Origin of the sequence: Pseudomonas sp. B6002 (assembly GCF_013385985.1) — a bacterium.
In the GTDB taxonomy this organism is placed as follows: Bacteria; Pseudomonadota; Gammaproteobacteria; order Pseudomonadales; family Pseudomonadaceae; genus Aquipseudomonas.
Genome location: NZ_JACAOY010000028.1, coordinates 49,893 through 65,618, shown reverse-complemented (window position 1 = coordinate 65,618; position 15,726 = coordinate 49,893). Strand labels below are relative to the sequence as shown.

The 15,726-nt window shown below is 62.3% G+C and carries 14 protein-coding genes; 5 read left to right on the top strand and 9 right to left on the bottom strand.

Annotated elements, in window-relative coordinates:
* Positions 1-12: 12 nt before the first annotated feature.
* Both HX792_RS27530 and HX792_RS27525 read right to left on the bottom strand, forming a co-directional pair.
* Positions 13-351 carry a hypothetical protein gene (locus tag HX792_RS27530; protein WP_176999037.1) on the bottom strand — a complete coding sequence of 113 codons (339 nt, stop codon included), beginning with the start codon at positions 349-351 and terminating at the stop codon, positions 13-15.
* A gap of 261 nt (positions 352-612) precedes the next feature.
* Positions 613-1,506, bottom strand: coding sequence for a hypothetical protein (locus tag HX792_RS27525; RefSeq protein ID WP_176999036.1), 894 nt, complete (start codon positions 1,504-1,506; stop codon positions 613-615).
* A 404-nt stretch (positions 1,507-1,910) separates the two neighbouring features.
* Between HX792_RS27525 and HX792_RS27520 the strand changes: the two genes are divergently transcribed.
* Both HX792_RS27520 and HX792_RS27515 read left to right on the top strand, forming a co-directional pair.
* Positions 1,911-2,594: a response regulator transcription factor gene (locus HX792_RS27520; protein ID WP_003219726.1), complete on the top strand. Its 684-nt coding sequence runs from the start codon at positions 1,911-1,913 to the stop codon at positions 2,592-2,594.
* Complete coding sequence (locus tag HX792_RS27515) at positions 2,572-3,963, top strand: HAMP domain-containing sensor histidine kinase (protein WP_176999035.1); 1,392 nt, start codon at positions 2,572-2,574, stop codon at positions 3,961-3,963. The genes HX792_RS27520 and HX792_RS27515 overlap by 23 nt, the downstream gene beginning before the upstream one ends.
* 137 nt (positions 3,964-4,100) lie before the next feature.
* On the opposite strand, the gene HX792_RS27510 is transcribed toward HX792_RS27515, so the two are convergent.
* The 3 genes from HX792_RS27510 to HX792_RS27500 are packed head-to-tail and all read right to left on the bottom strand — an operon-like array spanning position 4,101 to position 6,358.
* The gene (locus HX792_RS27510) at positions 4,101-4,511 is read right to left on the bottom strand and encodes an SRPBCC family protein (RefSeq protein ID WP_176999034.1); all 411 of its coding nucleotides are present in this window, start codon (positions 4,509-4,511) and stop codon (positions 4,101-4,103) included.
* A 28-nt stretch (positions 4,512-4,539) separates the two neighbouring features.
* Positions 4,540-5,337, bottom strand: coding sequence for an SDR family NAD(P)-dependent oxidoreductase (locus HX792_RS27505; RefSeq protein WP_176999033.1), 798 nt, complete (start codon positions 5,335-5,337; stop codon positions 4,540-4,542).
* Positions 5,338-5,353: 16 nt separating this feature from the next.
* Positions 5,354-6,358 carry an aldo/keto reductase gene (locus HX792_RS27500; protein WP_176999032.1) on the bottom strand — a complete coding sequence of 335 codons (1,005 nt, stop codon included), beginning with the start codon at positions 6,356-6,358 and terminating at the stop codon, positions 5,354-5,356.
* Positions 6,359-6,470: 112 nt separating this feature from the next.
* On the opposite strand from HX792_RS27500, the gene HX792_RS27495 reads away from it, so the two are divergent.
* Complete coding sequence (locus tag HX792_RS27495) at positions 6,471-7,364, top strand: LysR substrate-binding domain-containing protein (RefSeq protein WP_176999031.1); 894 nt, start codon at positions 6,471-6,473, stop codon at positions 7,362-7,364.
* Between the two features lie 377 nt (positions 7,365-7,741).
* On the opposite strand, the gene HX792_RS27490 is transcribed toward HX792_RS27495, so the two are convergent.
* The 3 genes from HX792_RS27490 to HX792_RS27480 are packed head-to-tail and all read right to left on the bottom strand — an operon-like array spanning position 7,742 to position 11,502.
* A complete protein-coding gene (locus HX792_RS27490) occupies positions 7,742-9,034 on the bottom strand; it encodes an FAD-binding oxidoreductase (RefSeq protein ID WP_176999030.1) in 1,293 nt (430 codons plus the stop codon).
* Positions 9,031-10,119 carry a polyamine ABC transporter substrate-binding protein gene (locus HX792_RS27485; protein WP_176999029.1) on the bottom strand — a complete coding sequence of 363 codons (1,089 nt, stop codon included), beginning with the start codon at positions 10,117-10,119 and terminating at the stop codon, positions 9,031-9,033. Before HX792_RS27485 ends, HX792_RS27490 begins: the two co-directional genes overlap by 4 nt.
* 24 nt (positions 10,120-10,143) lie before the next feature.
* The gene (locus tag HX792_RS27480; protein ID WP_176999028.1) at positions 10,144-11,502 is read right to left on the bottom strand and encodes a glutamine synthetase family protein; all 1,359 of its coding nucleotides are present in this window, start codon (positions 11,500-11,502) and stop codon (positions 10,144-10,146) included.
* A gap of 139 nt (positions 11,503-11,641) precedes the next feature.
* On the opposite strand from HX792_RS27480, the gene HX792_RS27475 reads away from it, so the two are divergent.
* Together HX792_RS27475 and HX792_RS27470 are read left to right on the top strand one after the other, a co-directional pair.
* On the top strand, positions 11,642-12,538 hold the full coding sequence (locus tag HX792_RS27475; protein WP_176999027.1) for a helix-turn-helix domain-containing protein: 897 nt from the start codon (positions 11,642-11,644) through the stop codon (positions 12,536-12,538).
* A gap of 173 nt (positions 12,539-12,711) precedes the next feature.
* Positions 12,712-14,865 carry a TonB-dependent siderophore receptor gene (locus tag HX792_RS27470; RefSeq protein ID WP_176999026.1) on the top strand — a complete coding sequence of 718 codons (2,154 nt, stop codon included), beginning with the start codon at positions 12,712-12,714 and terminating at the stop codon, positions 14,863-14,865.
* A 258-nt stretch (positions 14,866-15,123) separates the two neighbouring features.
* On the opposite strand, the gene HX792_RS27465 is transcribed toward HX792_RS27470, so the two are convergent.
* On the bottom strand, positions 15,124-15,561 hold the full coding sequence (locus tag HX792_RS27465; protein ID WP_176999025.1) for a carboxymuconolactone decarboxylase family protein: 438 nt from the start codon (positions 15,559-15,561) through the stop codon (positions 15,124-15,126).
* Positions 15,562-15,726 lie beyond the last annotated feature (165 nt).

Genomic DNA, 15,726 nt, shown 5'->3' with positions numbered 1-15,726 from the left:
GTGCTACAGGAATCAGGAACGGGGTGGGCGCCAGACGCCGGACGGCGTGCGGTCGGGGATGAAATCCGAGGCGAGGTTTACGGCCAGGGGATGGGCCAGGGTCAGCGGTGCCTTGAGCACCGGCATCGACAATTGCAACACGCCGCCGGTCTTGCATTCCTGCCCGGGTTTGCACGCTTTGCCATGGTCGACGCCGCTCTGGCAGCAGTCGGGGGACATGTCACTCATCAGGCGCATGTCGCTCATCTTCATCGGACAAGGCTCGGTGCTCGACGGCACACCCGCCATCCCGGTGAGGGGAAGCGTGAGGCTCAGTAGCATGACGAGGATGACACGTAGAAGGCGGCTCATGGGGCGCGAGTCTAGCCAAGCGCGCGTTAAGCCGCCATTAACAAATGTGGGAGCGGCGGTGCGACGATTCGACTTGCTCGCGAAAGCGCCGTGTCAGCCAACTCATCAGTCGCTGACACACCGCATTCGCGAGCAAGCCCGCTCCCACAGGGGACCGAGCCAGGCTCGGGATCAGTGCATGAAGATCGCGATCAGGATGATGACCGGGATAGGCACACCGAGGAACCACAGCAGTAATGAGCGCATGATGTTCTCCTTGAATTAACGTACGAAGTGTTCGGTTTCGACATACACCACTGCATCACGGCGGCGACCGCCGTAGGTAGCAGCGAAGCTGGCAAAGAACGCACCGATCAGCAGGGAAATGAAGGTCCACAGCGAGGTATACGCGGCGACTTTCGCAGCCGTATCAGCAGCCTGCTTGGCTTTGAGCTTGGCGTCTTCCACAGCCTTGCGGGCGTCGCCATAGACTTTGTCGATACGTGCTTCGGCGTCGGCCTGGCTGAGGTTGGTGCGCTGGCTGATCAACTGGGCCAGGTAGGCACGATCCTCTGGGGCCAGTTGGCCGTCATTGGCGAGGGTACGGGTGAAGATGCGCGCTACCACGCCGTGGGCCGCGTCATCGCTGACGGCAACCGGGCGGTCGTCGCGGAACAGGCTGTCGACGTAGTAGCCGAAGTCATCGCCTTTCACGCCTTGGGCGGCGCTGCCGACGGCTTGGGCTGCGCCCGAAGCCACACTCGCACCGGCTTTGACGCCGCCACCGACCACACTGCTGACGGAGCCGACCACCAGCATCGCGGTCACCAGGGTAGCCACGGCCCAGGCCAGGAAGCCGTGGGCGGTGTCGCGAAAGTACACCTCATCGCCGTGCATATTGGCCCACTTCACGCGTAACCGACCGGCGATGTAGCCGCCCAGGCCCGACGCGACGATCTGGGTGAAGGCCAGCCAGACAATCGTGGAAATGCCAAGCCCCTTGGCGCTGACACCGCTGTCGGCCCACGGCGACACCGCCGAGAAACCCAGGCCAAAGCCCAGCAAAACGAGGATAAGGGACAATGCCGCCGCCGCAGCGGCCCCGGCAAAGATCGCCCCCCAGGAAACCCCGGAGAGCGTGCTCGACTCTTGCAGCGTGGATGAGGATGTGATCATTGTTGTTGTACTCCAGGCAGAAAAATGGTGTTACAAGTCTCAAAAGGGACAGTGCAGGCACCATGCCAGTCGTCGCGAAAATAAAATGCCTTGTTTTTCAATGCGTTAAATAACTTGAACTTCCTAGGACCGTGCAACTTGCAAGAACTGATCGATTGCGGCGGGCGTTATGCACTCCCGCCAAACGTGTAGGAGCCGGCTTGCCGGCGATGGCGGCCTACCTGCTGCCCCGTGCGGTGCCTGATAGACCGCTATCGCAGGCAAGCCAGCTCCCACAGAAGGAAGTGTTGCAACATGAAAATGTGTCGGTTTTGCCAAGATGAAGTTTAATTTAGGAAGCGTTCAGGCATTTCTTGGCAAAATGGCCCCACCTCTGTCGTGTGAACCGCTCACCAGGTAATCCTATGACCCGTATTTTGACAATCGAGGATGACGCCGTAACAGCCCGCGAGATCGTCGCCGAGCTGAGTAGCCATGGACTGGATGTGGATTGGGTGGACAACGGCCGCGAAGGCCTGGTCCGTGCTGTCAGTGGTGATTACGATCTGATCACCCTCGACCGGATGCTGCCGGAACTCGATGGCCTGGCCATCGTGACCACCCTGCGCACCATCGGCGTGTCGACGCCGATCTTGATGATCAGCGCCCTCTCCGATGTCGACGAGCGAGTCCGTGGCCTGCGCGCCGGGGGCGACGACTACCTGACCAAGCCGTTCGCCTCCGACGAAATGGCCGCCCGCGTCGAAGTGCTGCTGCGCCGCAAAAGCACCGTGAAGGAGTTCGAGACCGCCCTGCGCGTGGCCGACCTGGAACTGAACCTGATCAGCCGCGAAGCCAGCCGTGCCGAGCAACCCCTGAGCCTGCTGCCCACCGAGTACAAGTTGCTCGAATTCCTGATGCGCAACACCGGCCAGATCCTGTCGCGGATGATGATTTTCGAGGAAGTCTGGGGCTACCACTTCGACCCGGGCACCAACCTGATCGACGTGCACATCGGTCGCCTGCGCAAGAAAATCGATCCCCCGGGCCTCACGCCGCTGATCCGCACGGTACGAGGCTCCGGCTATGTCATTGCTGAACCCCTCTAAGGGCTGGCGTTCCTCCAGCAGCCGCTTGCTGGCGCTCTACAGTTCGTTGTTCGTGGCGTGGAGCTGCATCCTCATGGGGGTGCTGTACTACGAAGTGTCGGGCTACCTGGGCGACCTGTCGCGCCATTCCCTGATGCAGCGCCAGCACCTGTTCCAGCGTTTCGACGGCGAAGAGCTGGTCGAAGCGCTGACCACCAGCATGACCTTCGACATGAAGGGCGTGGACGCCTACGGCCTGTTCGATGAACAGTTCCGCCCCCTGAGCGGGCCGATTCGCGCCGTGCCGCCGGACCTGCCGCTGGACGGCAAGATCCACGCCCTGGCCAACTGCGTCGACTCCGACGACCCAAAACTGCCCAAGGACAGCTGCGACGCCGTGGCCACCCACACCGAAGACGGCCGCTGGCTGGTGCTGGTGCGGGCCAACGGTTCGCTGTTCGGCGTGACCCGGATCATCTGGCATGCGCTGTTGTGGGCACTGTCCCTGACCATCATCCCCGGTGCGGCCGGCTGGCATCTGTTGCGGCGTCGCCCGCTGCGGCGTATCCGCGGGATCCAGGCGAGCGCCGAAGCCATCGTGGCTGGCGACCTCACTCACCGCTTGCCGCTGTCGAACCGGCGTGATGAGCTGGACATGCTCGCGGCCATCGTCAACGCCATGCTCGACCGCATCGAGAAGCTGATGAACGAGGTCAAGGGCGTGTGCGACAACATCGCCCACGACCTGCGCACCCCGCTGACACGCCTGCGGGCGCAGTTGTACCGCATCAAGCAAGAAGCTGAAGAGGACTCGGGCTACGCGGTAAAACTCGATGATGCCATTGCCGAAACCGACACCTTGATGGCGCGCTTTCGCGGGCTGTTGCGCATCTCGGAGCTGGAAGACCACCAGCGCCGTTCAGGCTTCCTGGTGATGGACCCGTTGCCGCTGTTGCGCGAACTGCACGACTTCTACCTGCCGTTGGCCGAGGAAGGTGAATTGCAACTGCGGCTCGAAACCCCGGAATCCCTGCCGTGGATCACCGGCGACCGCGCCCTGTTGTTCGAAGCCCTGGCCAACCTGCTGAGCAACTCGATCAAGTTCTCCCCACCGGGCGGCGAGGTGATTTTGCGCGGGGTCAATGATGCGGGCAGCACGCGCATTGAAGTGCACGACTCCGGCCCCGGCATACCGGTGGCGGAACGCGATGCGGTGTTCCAGCGCTTCTATCGCGTGGATGAAAGCGACCAGCAAGGCGGGTTCGGGTTGGGCTTGTCGATTGTGGCGGCGATCATCAACTTGCATGGGTTCAAGTTGGAGGTGGGCACCAGCAAGCAAGGCGGTGCCCGCTTGATCCTCGAGTGCCGCCAACAACTCATGCCCGAATAACACAACCCCCACACAACCCTGTGGGAGCTGGCTTGCCTGCGATAGCGGTGGATCAGTCAATAATTCCGGTGACTGATACACAGCTTTCGCAGGCAAGCCAGCTCCCACATTGGATTTGTGTTGTCTGGCGAGTCGGGTTAGAAGTTGGCGCGCAGGGCCTCAAGGCCGCCGCTGTAGACGCCGGCAAACAACTCTTCCACCGCCGCATCGGTAGTGCCCGCGACCGGCGTGAACACACCGGACCAGGTCACTTTCGCCGACGAGTCGGTCAACGCCTCAACCTGCAAGGTCGCCAGGTACGCGCTCACCGGGAACGGCGATTGCTCGATGGTGTAGCTGTAGGTGCGAGCCACGTTGTCAAACGTCTGCAAACGCTCGACCACCACCCCGCCGTCAGCGGTTTGCAAATGGCGTACGCGGCCGCCGTCACTTGGCTCGCTCTTGACGATAAACGGCAGCCAGTCCGGCAGCGCGTTGAAGCCGCCCACCAATTGCCAGACCTGATCGGCCGATACCGGAACTTCGATTACAGAAGAGGCTGTTGCCACGATAAATACTCCACGCAATTAAAAGAATTCAGATCGCCATGCTGTCGACAACGCCACCGTCGACCCGCAGTGCAGCGCCTGTGGTTGCCGACGACAGCGGTGAGGCAATGTACGCCACCAGGTTCGCCACTTCATCCACATTGGCCGCACGCTGGATGATCGACGTAGGGCGCGCCTGGCGCACAAACACATCGGCCTCGTCCCGCGCACTGCGCCCCGACTTGGCGGTGGCGTCCTTGAGCATATGCTCCAGGCCATCGGTAAACGTCGGCCCCGGCAACACCGCATTGACCGTCACCCCGGTGCCCGCCAAGCGCTTGGCCAGGCCGTGGGACACCGCCAGGTTAGCGCTCTTGGTCACGCCGTAGTTGATCATGTCGGCCGGGGTCGCCACGCCGGACTCCGACGACAGGAAGATCACCCGCCCCCAGCCCTGCTCGACCATACCCGGCACATAGTGCCTCGCCAGGCGCACGCCGGAGATCACATTGACCTCATAGAAGCGCGTCCACTCACTGTCGGGCGCCTCGAAGAAGTCCACATCGTTGAAGATGCCCAGGTTGTTGACCAGGATGTCGGCGCGGGGTTCGGCGGCGAACAGCGTTTGCGCGCCGTCGGCCGTGCCCAGGTCGGCCACCAGGCCACGCAGGTCGGCGCCCGGCACCGCCTGGCGGATACTGGCCAGGGCCTCGTCGACCTTACTCTTTTCACGCCCGATTACCACCACGGTCGCGCCGGATTGCGCCAGGGCCTGGCTGATACCCAGGCCGATCCCGGCGGTGCTGCCGCTGACAATGGCAACCTTTCCACTTACATCAATGTTCATCGCAAGAGTCCTTGAGTTAGAGCGGCAGAGGTGCGCGGTCCGAAATCAGTCGGGCGTCGCGCAGGGCCAGCCAGAAGGCTGCCGGAATGGTTTCTGACAACGCCGCGACGTCTTCGGCAATCCGCCCCGGACGACTGGCACCCGGAATTACAGCAGCCACGGCCGGATGCGCCAGGGAGAATTGCAGTGCAGCGGCTTTCACGCTGACGCCGAAGGCCTGGGCAATCGCCTTGATCTGCTCGACTTTGCTGATGATCGCCGGGCTGGCCTTCTGGTATTCGAAGTGCGCGCCACCGGCCAGGATGCCCGAGCTGTAGGGGCCGCCGACGACAAATTCGACGTTCTGTGCGTGGGCAGCGTCCATCAGGCGTTGCAGGGCGCGGTCGTGGTCCAGCAAGGTGTAGCGGCCAGCCAACAGGAAACCGTCGGGCTGCGCCTCGCTCAGGTCCAGGGTCAATTCGCACGGCTCCACGCGGTTGACGCCCAGGCCCCAGGCCTTGATCACACCTTCTTCACGCAAGCGGGTCAGCACCTTGAAGGCGCCGGTGCGGGCCTGGTTGAAGTACTCCAGCCATTGGTCGCCGTAGAAGTCCTGGGCGATGTCGTGGATCCACACAATGTCCAGTCGGTCGGTTTTCAGGCGGGTCAGGCTGTCTTCAATCGAACGCAGCGTGGCGTCGGTGCTGTAGTCGTTGAGCATCTTGTTGGGGCGGCCGTGTTCGAATACGCCGCTCTTTTCGCCGAGGTCACGGGCGCTTTCCTCGACTTCATCGAGAATCACCCGGCCTACTTTGGTGCTGAGCACGAAGTCGTCGCGGTTGTACTGCGCCAGGGCCTGGCCCAGGCGGATCTCGGAAAGGCCCGAGCCGTAGAACGGCGCGGTATCGAAGTAACGCACGCCCTGGTTCCAGGCCGCCTCGACGGTGGCCTGGGCCTCGTCTTCGGGAATGGCGCGGAACATGTTGCCCAGTGGCGCGGTGCCAAAGCCCAGTGGCCCGGGCAGTTTGTCTTTCAAGCTCATTGTGGTTCCTCAATCGGTTCGTGGTCGCGGTGACCGTTGAGCAGATCCTAGATTGCCAAGATCGGACCGTCCAAGACATACTCCGACCGACTTGAGTCCCACGAGGTCTAACATGATCGACCTACGCCAACTGCGCTATTTCGAAGTGGTCGCCGAAGAAGAACACGTCGGCCGCGCCGCCGAGCGCTTGCACATCTCCCAGTCGCCGTTGAGCCGGCAGATCGCCCAGCTCGAAGAACGCCTTGGCCTGACCCTGTTCGAACGCAGCCAGCAGCGCATCCGCCTGACCCGTGACGGCCAGACCTTTCTTGCCGAAACCAAGGCGTTGCTCACCCATGCCAATCGCCTGGAATCCCTCGGCAAGCGCCTGGGACGCGGTGAAGAAGGCGGCTTGTGCATCGGCTATATCGAGAACGCCATGCATGCCGGTGTGCTGCCCAATGCCTTGCGGGTATTGCGCGACGACCGCCCGACCGTGCACATCAAGCTGTACAACCTGCCTTCACTGGAACAGCTCGAAGGTTTGCGTCAGCGCAGCCTGGATATTGCACTGGTGGGCGAACCACCGGCTGCTGATGACCCGGACCTGACCGCGTTGCAAGTATTGGACGACCCGATGTTGCTGGCCTTGCCCGAGCACCATCCCCTCGCCCACCAAAAAACGCTGCTGCCCGAGCACCTGGCGGAGCAGGAGTGGATCGGCGTACAACGCAAACCCGGCGCCAGCCCCACCGATGACTTCGTGGCCGCCTGCATCCGCGCCGGCTTCACCCCGCAGATCCCCATGGAAGCCAGCGAGCCGTTCACCGCCCTGGGCCTGGTGGCCTCGGGGCTGGGCGTGGCCATGGTGCAAAAAGGCCTGAGCCGCAACGCGCCGCCCGGCGTGGTCCTGCGCGAACTGCCATGGCTGACCTACACCACCCCGCTGTGGGCAGCATGGCACCGGATCAACCTGCGGCCATTGGTAGAAACTTTCCGCAAAGTGCTCACCGAACCCAAGGATTGACCGATCCCCTGTAGGAGCCGGCTTGCCGGCGATGGCGGTGTATCAGCCACCGCACAAGTCGACTGGACCACCGCGATCGCCGGCAAGCCGGCTCCTACAGGGGATCAGTGGCGCACCCAGCTTCCCGGCCAGGCATAGATCCAAATGTAGGAGCTGGCTTGCCGGCGATGGCGATGTATCAGACACCGCATAAGTCGACTGAACCATCGCGATCGCCGGCAAGCCGGCTCCTACAGGGGATCAGTGGCGCACCCAGCTTCCCGGCCAGGCATAGATCCAAATGTGGGAGCTGGCTTGCCGGCGATGGCGATGTATCAGCCACCGCATCAGTCAACTGGACCACCGCGATCGCCGGCAAGCCGGCTCCTACAGGGGTTTCAGGCCAATTCCTTCAGGCGATACCAGAGCATGCCCAGCGCCAGCAGCGGCGAGCGCAGGGCCTTGCCACCCGGGAAAGTCATGTGTGGCACCTGGCTGAAGATATCCAGGCCAGTGCTGTGGCCGGCGTGAATCCCTTCGGCCAGCAATTTTGCACACCAGTGCGTCACGTTCAGCCCATGCCCGGAATAGCCCTGGGCGTAGAACACGTTGGGGTACTGCTTCAACCGCCCCACCTGGGGAAAGCGGTTGGCGGTGATGCCGATCTTGCCGCCCCATTGAAACTCGATGGCGGCATTGGCCAACTGCGGGAACACCTTGAGCATCTTCGGTTGCATGTAGGCCGCGATGTCCGCCGGATCGCGCCCGGAGTAATGGCAGGCGCCGCCGAACAACAGGCGACGGTCAGCAGAGAGCCGGTAGTAATCCAGCCCGACCTTCTGGTCGCACAACGCCAGGTTCTGCGGGATCAACTGGTTGGCCAGTTCCGTTGACAACGGCTCGGTGGCGATGATGTAGCTGCCCGCTGGCAGCACCTTCCCGCTCAGGCGCGGCTCCAGTTCCTCAAGATGGGCATTGCAGGCCAACACCAGCGTGTCAGCGCGCACCGTGCCACCCGCGCAGCGCACTTGCACCCTGTCGCCATGGATCAGCTCCAGCACTTCGGTGTTCTCATAGATCAGCACCCCGAGGGACTCGGCCACCTGGGCCTCGCCCAGCACCAGGTTCAGCGGGTGCAGGTGCCCAGAGCCCATGTCCACCAGGCCACCGGCGTACACCGTCGAGCCGACCACTTGCTGGATGTCCTGCGGGCCAACCAGGCGGGTTTGATGGGCATAGCCCAGGGCGGCAAGGTGCTCTTGCTCAGCGTTGAACGCAGCGAATTGCGCCGCCGTGTTCGCCAGCTCGCAGAAGCCCCAGCGCAGGTCGCAGTCGATCTGATGATCGCGAATGCGCTGCCCCACCAGTTCCACCGACTCGATCCCGGCCCGCTCCAGGTAACGCACGCCCTCCTCGCCCACGTACTTGGCGAACCCCGACACGTCATGGCCAATCCCGCGGATCAATTGCCCGCCATTGCGCCCACTGGCGCCCCAGCCAATGCGCCGGGCCTCCAGCAGGATCACCGACAGCCCGCGCTGGGCCAGTTCGATGGCGGTATTCACCCCGGTGAACCCGCCGCCGATCACGCACACATCGGCGCTCAGATCAGCGCCCAGTGACAGGCGCTGCTGCATGGCGTTGGCCGTGGCCCGGTAATAGGAACGGGCGTGGTCGTTGGACGCGATCATTTGTTGGTCTTCACTTTGCTCCAGGCGCGGGTCATCAGGCGCATGGTCGCCGGGGTGGGCGTGGTGGAAATGTAGAGTTTGTCGAGCACTTCCTGGGACGGGTACACCTCAGGGTTGTTCACCAGTTCCGGGGCCATGAACGGTTTGGCCGCCGGGTTAGCGTTGGCATAACCCACCGAGGCGCTGACCTTGGCGATCACCTCAGGGTCGAGCAGGTAGTTGATAAACGCATGAGCTTCTTTTGGGTTGCTGGCATCGGCGGGAATCGCCAGCAGGTCGAACCACAGGTTGGAGCCTTCCTTGGGGATCGAGTAGGCGATGTTCACGCCGTTCTTGGCTTCCTTGGCGCGGTTGGCCGCCTGGAACACGTCGCCGGAATAACCGAAGGCCACGCAGATGTCACCGTTGGCCAGGTCGGAGATGTACTTGGAAGAATGGAAATAGGTGATGTACGGCCGCAGCGTCAGCAGCTTGGCTTCGGCCTGCTTGTAGTCCTCGGGGTTCTCGCTGCGCGGGTCCTTGCCCATGTAGTTGAGGATCGCCGGGAACAGCTCATCGGCCGAGTCGAGGAACGCCACGCCGCATTGGTTCAGCTTCTTGATGTTCTCCGGCTCGAACAACACCGCCCACGAGTCGATATGGTCGATGCCCAGCACTTGCTTGACCTTGTCGACGTTGTAGCCGATGCCGTTGGTGCCCCACAGGTAGGGCACCGAGTGGGCGTTGCCGGGGTCATTCTTTTCCAGCAGCTTGAGCAGCTTGGGGTCCAGGTTCTTGAAGTTGGGCAACTGCGAACGGTCCAGCTTGAGGAACGCTCCGGCCTTTACCTGGCGTGCCAGGAAGTGGTTGGACGGCACCACCACGTCATAGCCGGTGCGCCCCGCGAGCAGCTTGCCCTCCAGGGTTTCATTGGAGTCGAACACGTCGTAGATCACCTTGATCCCGGTCTTGGCCTGGAAGTCGGCCAAGGTGGTCTCGCCGATGTAGTCGGTCCAGTTATAGACGCTTACCGTCTGCGCGGCCTGACTGGTGCTGCTGAACGCTGCGACGAGAGCCAGCGGAAGAAGCTTTTTCACAAGACGCATATCGACACCCCTTTATTGGTTTTTTTAGACGCTCAACAGCAGGAACTCACGCTCCCAGGAACTGATCACGCGCTTGAAGTTTTCATGCTCAGCGCGCTTCACCGCGACGTAGCCGCGCACGAACTTGTCGCCCAGGTAGCGCTTGACCGTGTCGCAGTCCTCCATGCGCGCCAACGCATCTTCGAGGGTGAACGGCAGGCGCAGGTTGCGGCGCTCGTAGGCGCGGCCTTCCACCGGCGCACTCGGTTCGATCTGCTCAATCATCCCCAGGTAGCCACACAGCAGACTAGCCGCAATGGCCAGGTAGGGATTGGCATCGGCACCCGGCAGGCGGTTTTCCACGCGCATGGCATCGGGGCTGGAAGTGGGCACGCGCAGGCCGACGGTGCGGTTCTCTTCGCCCCACTCCACGTTGACCGGCGCCGAGGTGTCCGGCAGGAAGCGGCGGAACGAGTTCACGTTGGGTGCGAACATCGGCAGCAGCTTGGGGATGTACTTCTGCAAGCCGCCGATGTGGTGCAAAAACAGCTGGCTTTTGTTGCCGTCGGCATCGACGAACACCGGCTTGCCGGTGGCAATGTCCACCACGCTCTGGTGCAGGTGCATGGCGCTGCCCGGCTCGTCGGCCACCGGCTTGGCCATGAAGGTGGCGGCCACGTTGTGCTTGAGCGCGGCCTCACGCAGGGTGCGCTTGAACACGGTGATCTGGTCGGCGAGGTCGAGGGCGTCACCATGGCGGAAGTTGATTTCCATCTGCGCCGGGCCGTCTTCGTGGATCAGCGTGTCGAGGTCCAGGCCCTGTGCCTCGCACCAGTCATAGACATCTTCAAACAGCGGGTCGAACTCGTTGGCGGCGTCGATGGAGAACGACTGACGCCCGGTTTCGGCGCGGCCGGAGCGGCCCACCGGGGTTTTCAGCGGCAGGTCCGGGTCTTCGCAACGCTGGGTCAGGTAGAACTCCATTTCCGGCGCGACAATCGGCTGCCAGCCTTGATCGGTGTAGAGCTGCAAGACCTTTTTGAGCACGTTGCGCGGCGACAGCTCGATGGGGTTGCCCTGTTTGTCGAAGGTGTCGTGGATCACAATCGCGGTGGGCTCGATGGCCCACGGCACCACGTAGGTCGCGTTGGACACCGGGCGGCAGACCATGTCGATGTCGGCCGGGTCCAGCAGGTCGTAGTAGATATCGTCGTCGACAAAGTCCCCGGTCACCGTTTGCAGCAGCACACTTTCCGGCAGGCGCATGCCTCGCTCATGCAGGAACTTGTTGGTGGGTGCAATCTTGCCGCGTGCGATGCCAGTCAGATCACTGATCACGCATTCGACTTCGGTAATCTTGTGTTCTTTCAGCCAGGCGGACAGCTGATCGAAGGGGGCGTTCATAAGGACCTCGTCATGGGTTGGGTGCATGCGCCGGCTTGTACTCCTGGCGCATTGAGGTCTATCTTGGGCCGGCCTTCAAACGGCATCTATCCACTTTGCACGAACCACAACGCACCAATAGAGTGCGCACGGATCACCCATGACACAGGCAACAGCCTTGCGCGTACAGGCCTTCACCACCGGTGATGTAGCCGCCCAATGCAATGCGACACCCGGTTGGGTGCAGCAGTACCAGCAGATGTCCCCGGGGCATTTCGCCGGGCAGATCCGCTACCTCGACCTGCAGGGCGTGGAGGTGTACGAAGAGTGCATGAACACCCGCGTCGAGCAGCATTTCAATGCCCCGCCCGGTGCCCTGGCGTTCTGTTTCGACGGCAGCGACAACGCGCTGTACATGCTCAATGGCGAAAGCCGCAACACCTGGATCACCCCCGAGAACTACCGCGAAGTGGCGGTGGTGTTCGGCCCGCAATTCGTGCAGCGCCAAGGCCTGGACGTGGCGAAACTCGAAGGCCTGTTCATGGCGCCGCTGACCTGCCAGCAGAACGCATTGTTCACCCGCTGGCTCAGTGGGACGTTGACGCGCTTGTCCACGGTGATCGACCCCGTCAGCCGCGACACCCTCACCCAGCAACTGCTCGACGACTGCCTGTTTATCCTCGACAACGCCTGTGTGTGCCTGGACCGCAGCTCATTGCAAAAGCGCAGTGAAGAACGCCGGCTGATGGCGCGCATCGGCGAATGGGCGGCGGATGCGCCGGACGAGACCGTCAACCTGCTGGAGCTGGCACAAATTGCCGGGGTGCCGCTGCGTCAACTGCAGCAGGGCTTCAAGACCTACACCGGCATGAGCCCGGCACAGTGGTTGAGGTTGCGCCGGCTGAACGGGGCGCGGCGCGAACTGCTCAGTGCCAGTGACACCACCGTGGCCGAAGTGGCGATGAACTGGTCGTTCTGGCACCTGGGGCGGTTTTCCAACAGCTACCGGGCGCTGTTCCAGGAACTGCCGAGCGAAACCCTCAAGCGCTCCACCTGAACCGCAACCCTCACTCTGTGGGAGCTGGCTTGCCTGCGATGGCGCCCTTGAAATCACTGCATTATTCAAGGGCCTCATCACCAGCAAGCCGGCGCCTACGGAAGGCTTGTAAAAGACCACGCTTATGCCTAGCTTATGCGCCCCCCTGCCCTGCGCTTTAAGGCCCTGCCCCCATGGTTTTGCGTTTTCGTCCCGTTGTCACCTCACGTTTCGCCCTCGGCCTGCTGCTCACAGGCGGTATCGGCAGCAGCTTCGCCGCAGAACTGGAATTACCGGCGGTAAACGTCCAGGGCCAGGATGAATCCGGCTACCGCAACTCAACCGCCTCGGTGGCCGGCTTCGACGAGGCGCCGCTGCTGGACACCCCGGCCTCGATCACGGTGATCAACGCGGCCATGCTCAAGGACCAGCAAGCGCGCCTGCTCAGTGAAGTGCTGCGCAACGACGCCTCGGTGGGCGACAGCTACGCGCCCATCGGCTACTACGAAAACTTCGTGGTGCGCGGTTTCTCGCTGAACGCCGCGAGCAGCTACAAGATCAATGGGCGCACCATCACCGGGGAGCAGAACGTCGCCCTGGAAAACAAGCAGCAAGTGGAAGTGCTCAAAGGCCTGGCCGGCCTGCAAAGCGGGATTTCCGAGCCCAGCGGCGTGATCAACTACGTGACCAAGCGCCCCGAAGATGTGCGCTCGGTAACGGTGTCCACCGACGACCGGGGCAGCGGTTATGTGGCGACCGACGTCGGCGGCTGGTTTGGCAGCGAACAGCAGTTCGGCCTGCGCGCCAACGTGGCCCATGAAGACCTCAATTCCTATGTGGAACACGCCAACGGCCAGCGTGACTTCGCGTCCCTGGCCTTCGACTGGAACATCAGCCCCGACGCCTTGCTGCAACTGGACGCCGAATACCAGAACAAAAACCAGCGTTCGGTGCCGGGCTATCAACTGCTCGGCGGCACCGAAGTGCCCCATGACGCCTCGCCGAAAAAACTGCTCGGTCACCAGACTGGCTCCCATCAGGTGGGTATCGACTCGCTGAACCTGAACGGCAAGTTTGAGTACCGCTTCAGTGACCAGTGGAAAGGCAGCGTGAGTGCGGCGCGCAGCAAGGTGGTGATTGATGATTACAGTTCGTTTGCCTGGGGCTGTTATTACGTAGGGACTTGCAACGCCAACACCTTCAGCCCCGAAGGTGACTACGACATCTACGACTACCGCAGCCCCGACGACACACGCCGGGACGATGAAGTGCAGGCGGCCATGACCGGGCTGTTCGACACAGCAGGCCTGGGCCACGAACTGACCTTTGGTACCAGCGCGTTTCGCCGGGTGGTCGACAAGCGCGAAGCAGTCAACGAGTACATCGGCAGCGGCAATATCAACGAAGATGCACCGAGCTTCACGCCAACCGACAAACCGTTGAACGACAGCCATCGCAACCTCGACAGCCGCCAATACGGGTTGTTTATCACCGACCGCATCACATTCAACGAGCAATGGCAAACCATCGTGGGTGGCCGCGAAGTGCGCCTGGATGAAAAGGCCTTCGACGGCACCACTGGCGATCAGACGCGTCACACCCAGCAATACGTGTTCCTGCCCCAGGCCGCGTTGATCTACAAGCCAGTGGAAAATATCTCGCTGTACACCAGCTACAGCAAAGGTTTGTCGTTGGGCGGCACCGCCCCCTGGTTCGCGACCAACAACAGCACAACCTTGGCCCCGACCACCTCACGCCAGATCGAAACCGGCGTGAAATACGACTGGCGCCGCATCAGCTTCGCCGCCGCCCTGTTCCAGACCCGCCAGGCCTACCAGTACGCCAAGCCCGACGGCGCCGGTCTCTTCACCTACGTGCAACAGGGTGAGCAGAAAAACACCGGGCTGGAATTGTCGGCCAACGGCTGGGCCACCGACCGCTTGCAGATCGCAACCAGTGTGGCCGCGATTCGCGCACGGGTGACCGGCAGCGGCACGCCTGAATATGAAGGCCACCAGGCGATCAACGTGCCCAAGCTGCGTGCGAGTGTGTATGCCGACTATGCGTTGCCGTGGGTCAACGGGTTGGCGGTGCTGGGCGGTGTGCAATACAGCGCAAAGAAGTACGCCAACCGCACCGGCACTGTGGAAGTGGGGGATTACGCGGTGGTCAATGTGGGCAGCCGCTACACCACAAAAGTGGACGGCTATGAAACGGTGTTTCGCCTGAGTGTCGACAACCTCTTCGACAAGCGCTACTGGCGCGATGCGGGCGAATACCTTGGCGATGACTACCTGTTCCAGGGTGCACCGCTGACGGCACGCCTGAGTGCTTCGGTGAACTTCTGACGCTATCGCCGGCAAGCCGGCTCCTACAAAGGTTATGGCGACCTCGACATGTTGCTCGGCCTACCGACGAACTGTAGGAGCCCGCTTGCGGGCGATAGCGGCTCCGGCCTCTGCACCGTATTCAAGGGCGCCATCGCCGGCAAGCCGGCTCCTACAACGGTTGTGGCGACCTCGACATGTTGCTCGGCCCGCCGACACACTGTAGGAGCCCGCTTGCGGGCGATAGCGGTGCCGAGGTTGGCGCCGTGTATGCGGGGGTTATTTAGGCATTTTGCGAAAACCGATGGCCAGGCGGTTCCAGCTGTTGATGGTGGCGATGGCTACGCTCAGGTCGACCTGTTCCTGAGCACTGAATTCGGCGGCCAGGGCATTGAAGTCTTCGTCCGGGGCGTGGGTCTGGCTGATCAGGGTCAGGCTTTCGGCCCAGGCCAGTGCAGCGCGTTCACGCGGGGTGAAGAACGGAGTTTCGCGCCAGGCGGACAGGGTGTAGAGGCGACGTTCGGTTTCGCCGCCTTTACGGGCGTCGGCGGTGTGCATGTCGAGGCAGAAGGCGCAGCCGTTGATCTGCGATACGCGCAGGCGGATCAGTTCCAGCAGGGGCAGTTCGATGGACAGTTTGCTGGTGGCGGCTTCCAGGGCGAGCATGGCTTTCATGGCGTCTGGGGAGGCAGTGTAGAAATCGGTACGGGTTTGCATGGTGGTGCTCCAGGACAGTGGGGGTTGATGGCTAGGTTAGTCATCGGGGCCTGGGGGAGGAATATCCAATTTGGGGGAAGAATGGGTGACCAATTTTTTGCTGGGGTTTTGGGTACATATCCGTTTTTTGGGTTACGGCGGCTTATGGTTCCGCCCTTACGGCGG

Coding starts and splice junctions, on each gene's coding strand:
- HX792_RS27530 (WP_176999037.1), bottom strand. CDS start 351: ATGAGCCGCCTTCTACGTGTCATCCTCGTCATGCTACTGAGCCTCACG.
- HX792_RS27525 (WP_176999036.1), bottom strand. CDS start 1,506: ATGATCACATCCTCATCCACGCTGCAAGAGTCGAGCACGCTCTCCGGG.
- HX792_RS27520 (WP_003219726.1), top strand. CDS start 1,911: ATGACCCGTATTTTGACAATCGAGGATGACGCCGTAACAGCCCGCGAG.
- HX792_RS27515 (WP_176999035.1), top strand. CDS start 2,572: ATGTCATTGCTGAACCCCTCTAAGGGCTGGCGTTCCTCCAGCAGCCGC.
- HX792_RS27505 (WP_176999033.1), bottom strand. CDS start 5,337: ATGAACATTGATGTAAGTGGAAAGGTTGCCATTGTCAGCGGCAGCACC.
- HX792_RS27500 (WP_176999032.1), bottom strand. CDS start 6,358: ATGAGCTTGAAAGACAAACTGCCCGGGCCACTGGGCTTTGGCACCGCG.
- HX792_RS27495 (WP_176999031.1), top strand. CDS start 6,471: ATGATCGACCTACGCCAACTGCGCTATTTCGAAGTGGTCGCCGAAGAA.
- HX792_RS27490 (WP_176999030.1), bottom strand. CDS start 9,034: ATGATCGCGTCCAACGACCACGCCCGTTCCTATTACCGGGCCACGGCC.
- HX792_RS27485 (WP_176999029.1), bottom strand. CDS start 10,119: ATGCGTCTTGTGAAAAAGCTTCTTCCGCTGGCTCTCGTCGCAGCGTTC.
- HX792_RS27480 (WP_176999028.1), bottom strand. CDS start 11,502: ATGAACGCCCCCTTCGATCAGCTGTCCGCCTGGCTGAAAGAACACAAG.
- HX792_RS27475 (WP_176999027.1), top strand. CDS start 11,642: ATGACACAGGCAACAGCCTTGCGCGTACAGGCCTTCACCACCGGTGAT.
- HX792_RS27470 (WP_176999026.1), top strand. CDS start 12,712: ATGGTTTTGCGTTTTCGTCCCGTTGTCACCTCACGTTTCGCCCTCGGC.
- HX792_RS27465 (WP_176999025.1), bottom strand. CDS start 15,561: ATGCAAACCCGTACCGATTTCTACACTGCCTCCCCAGACGCCATGAAA.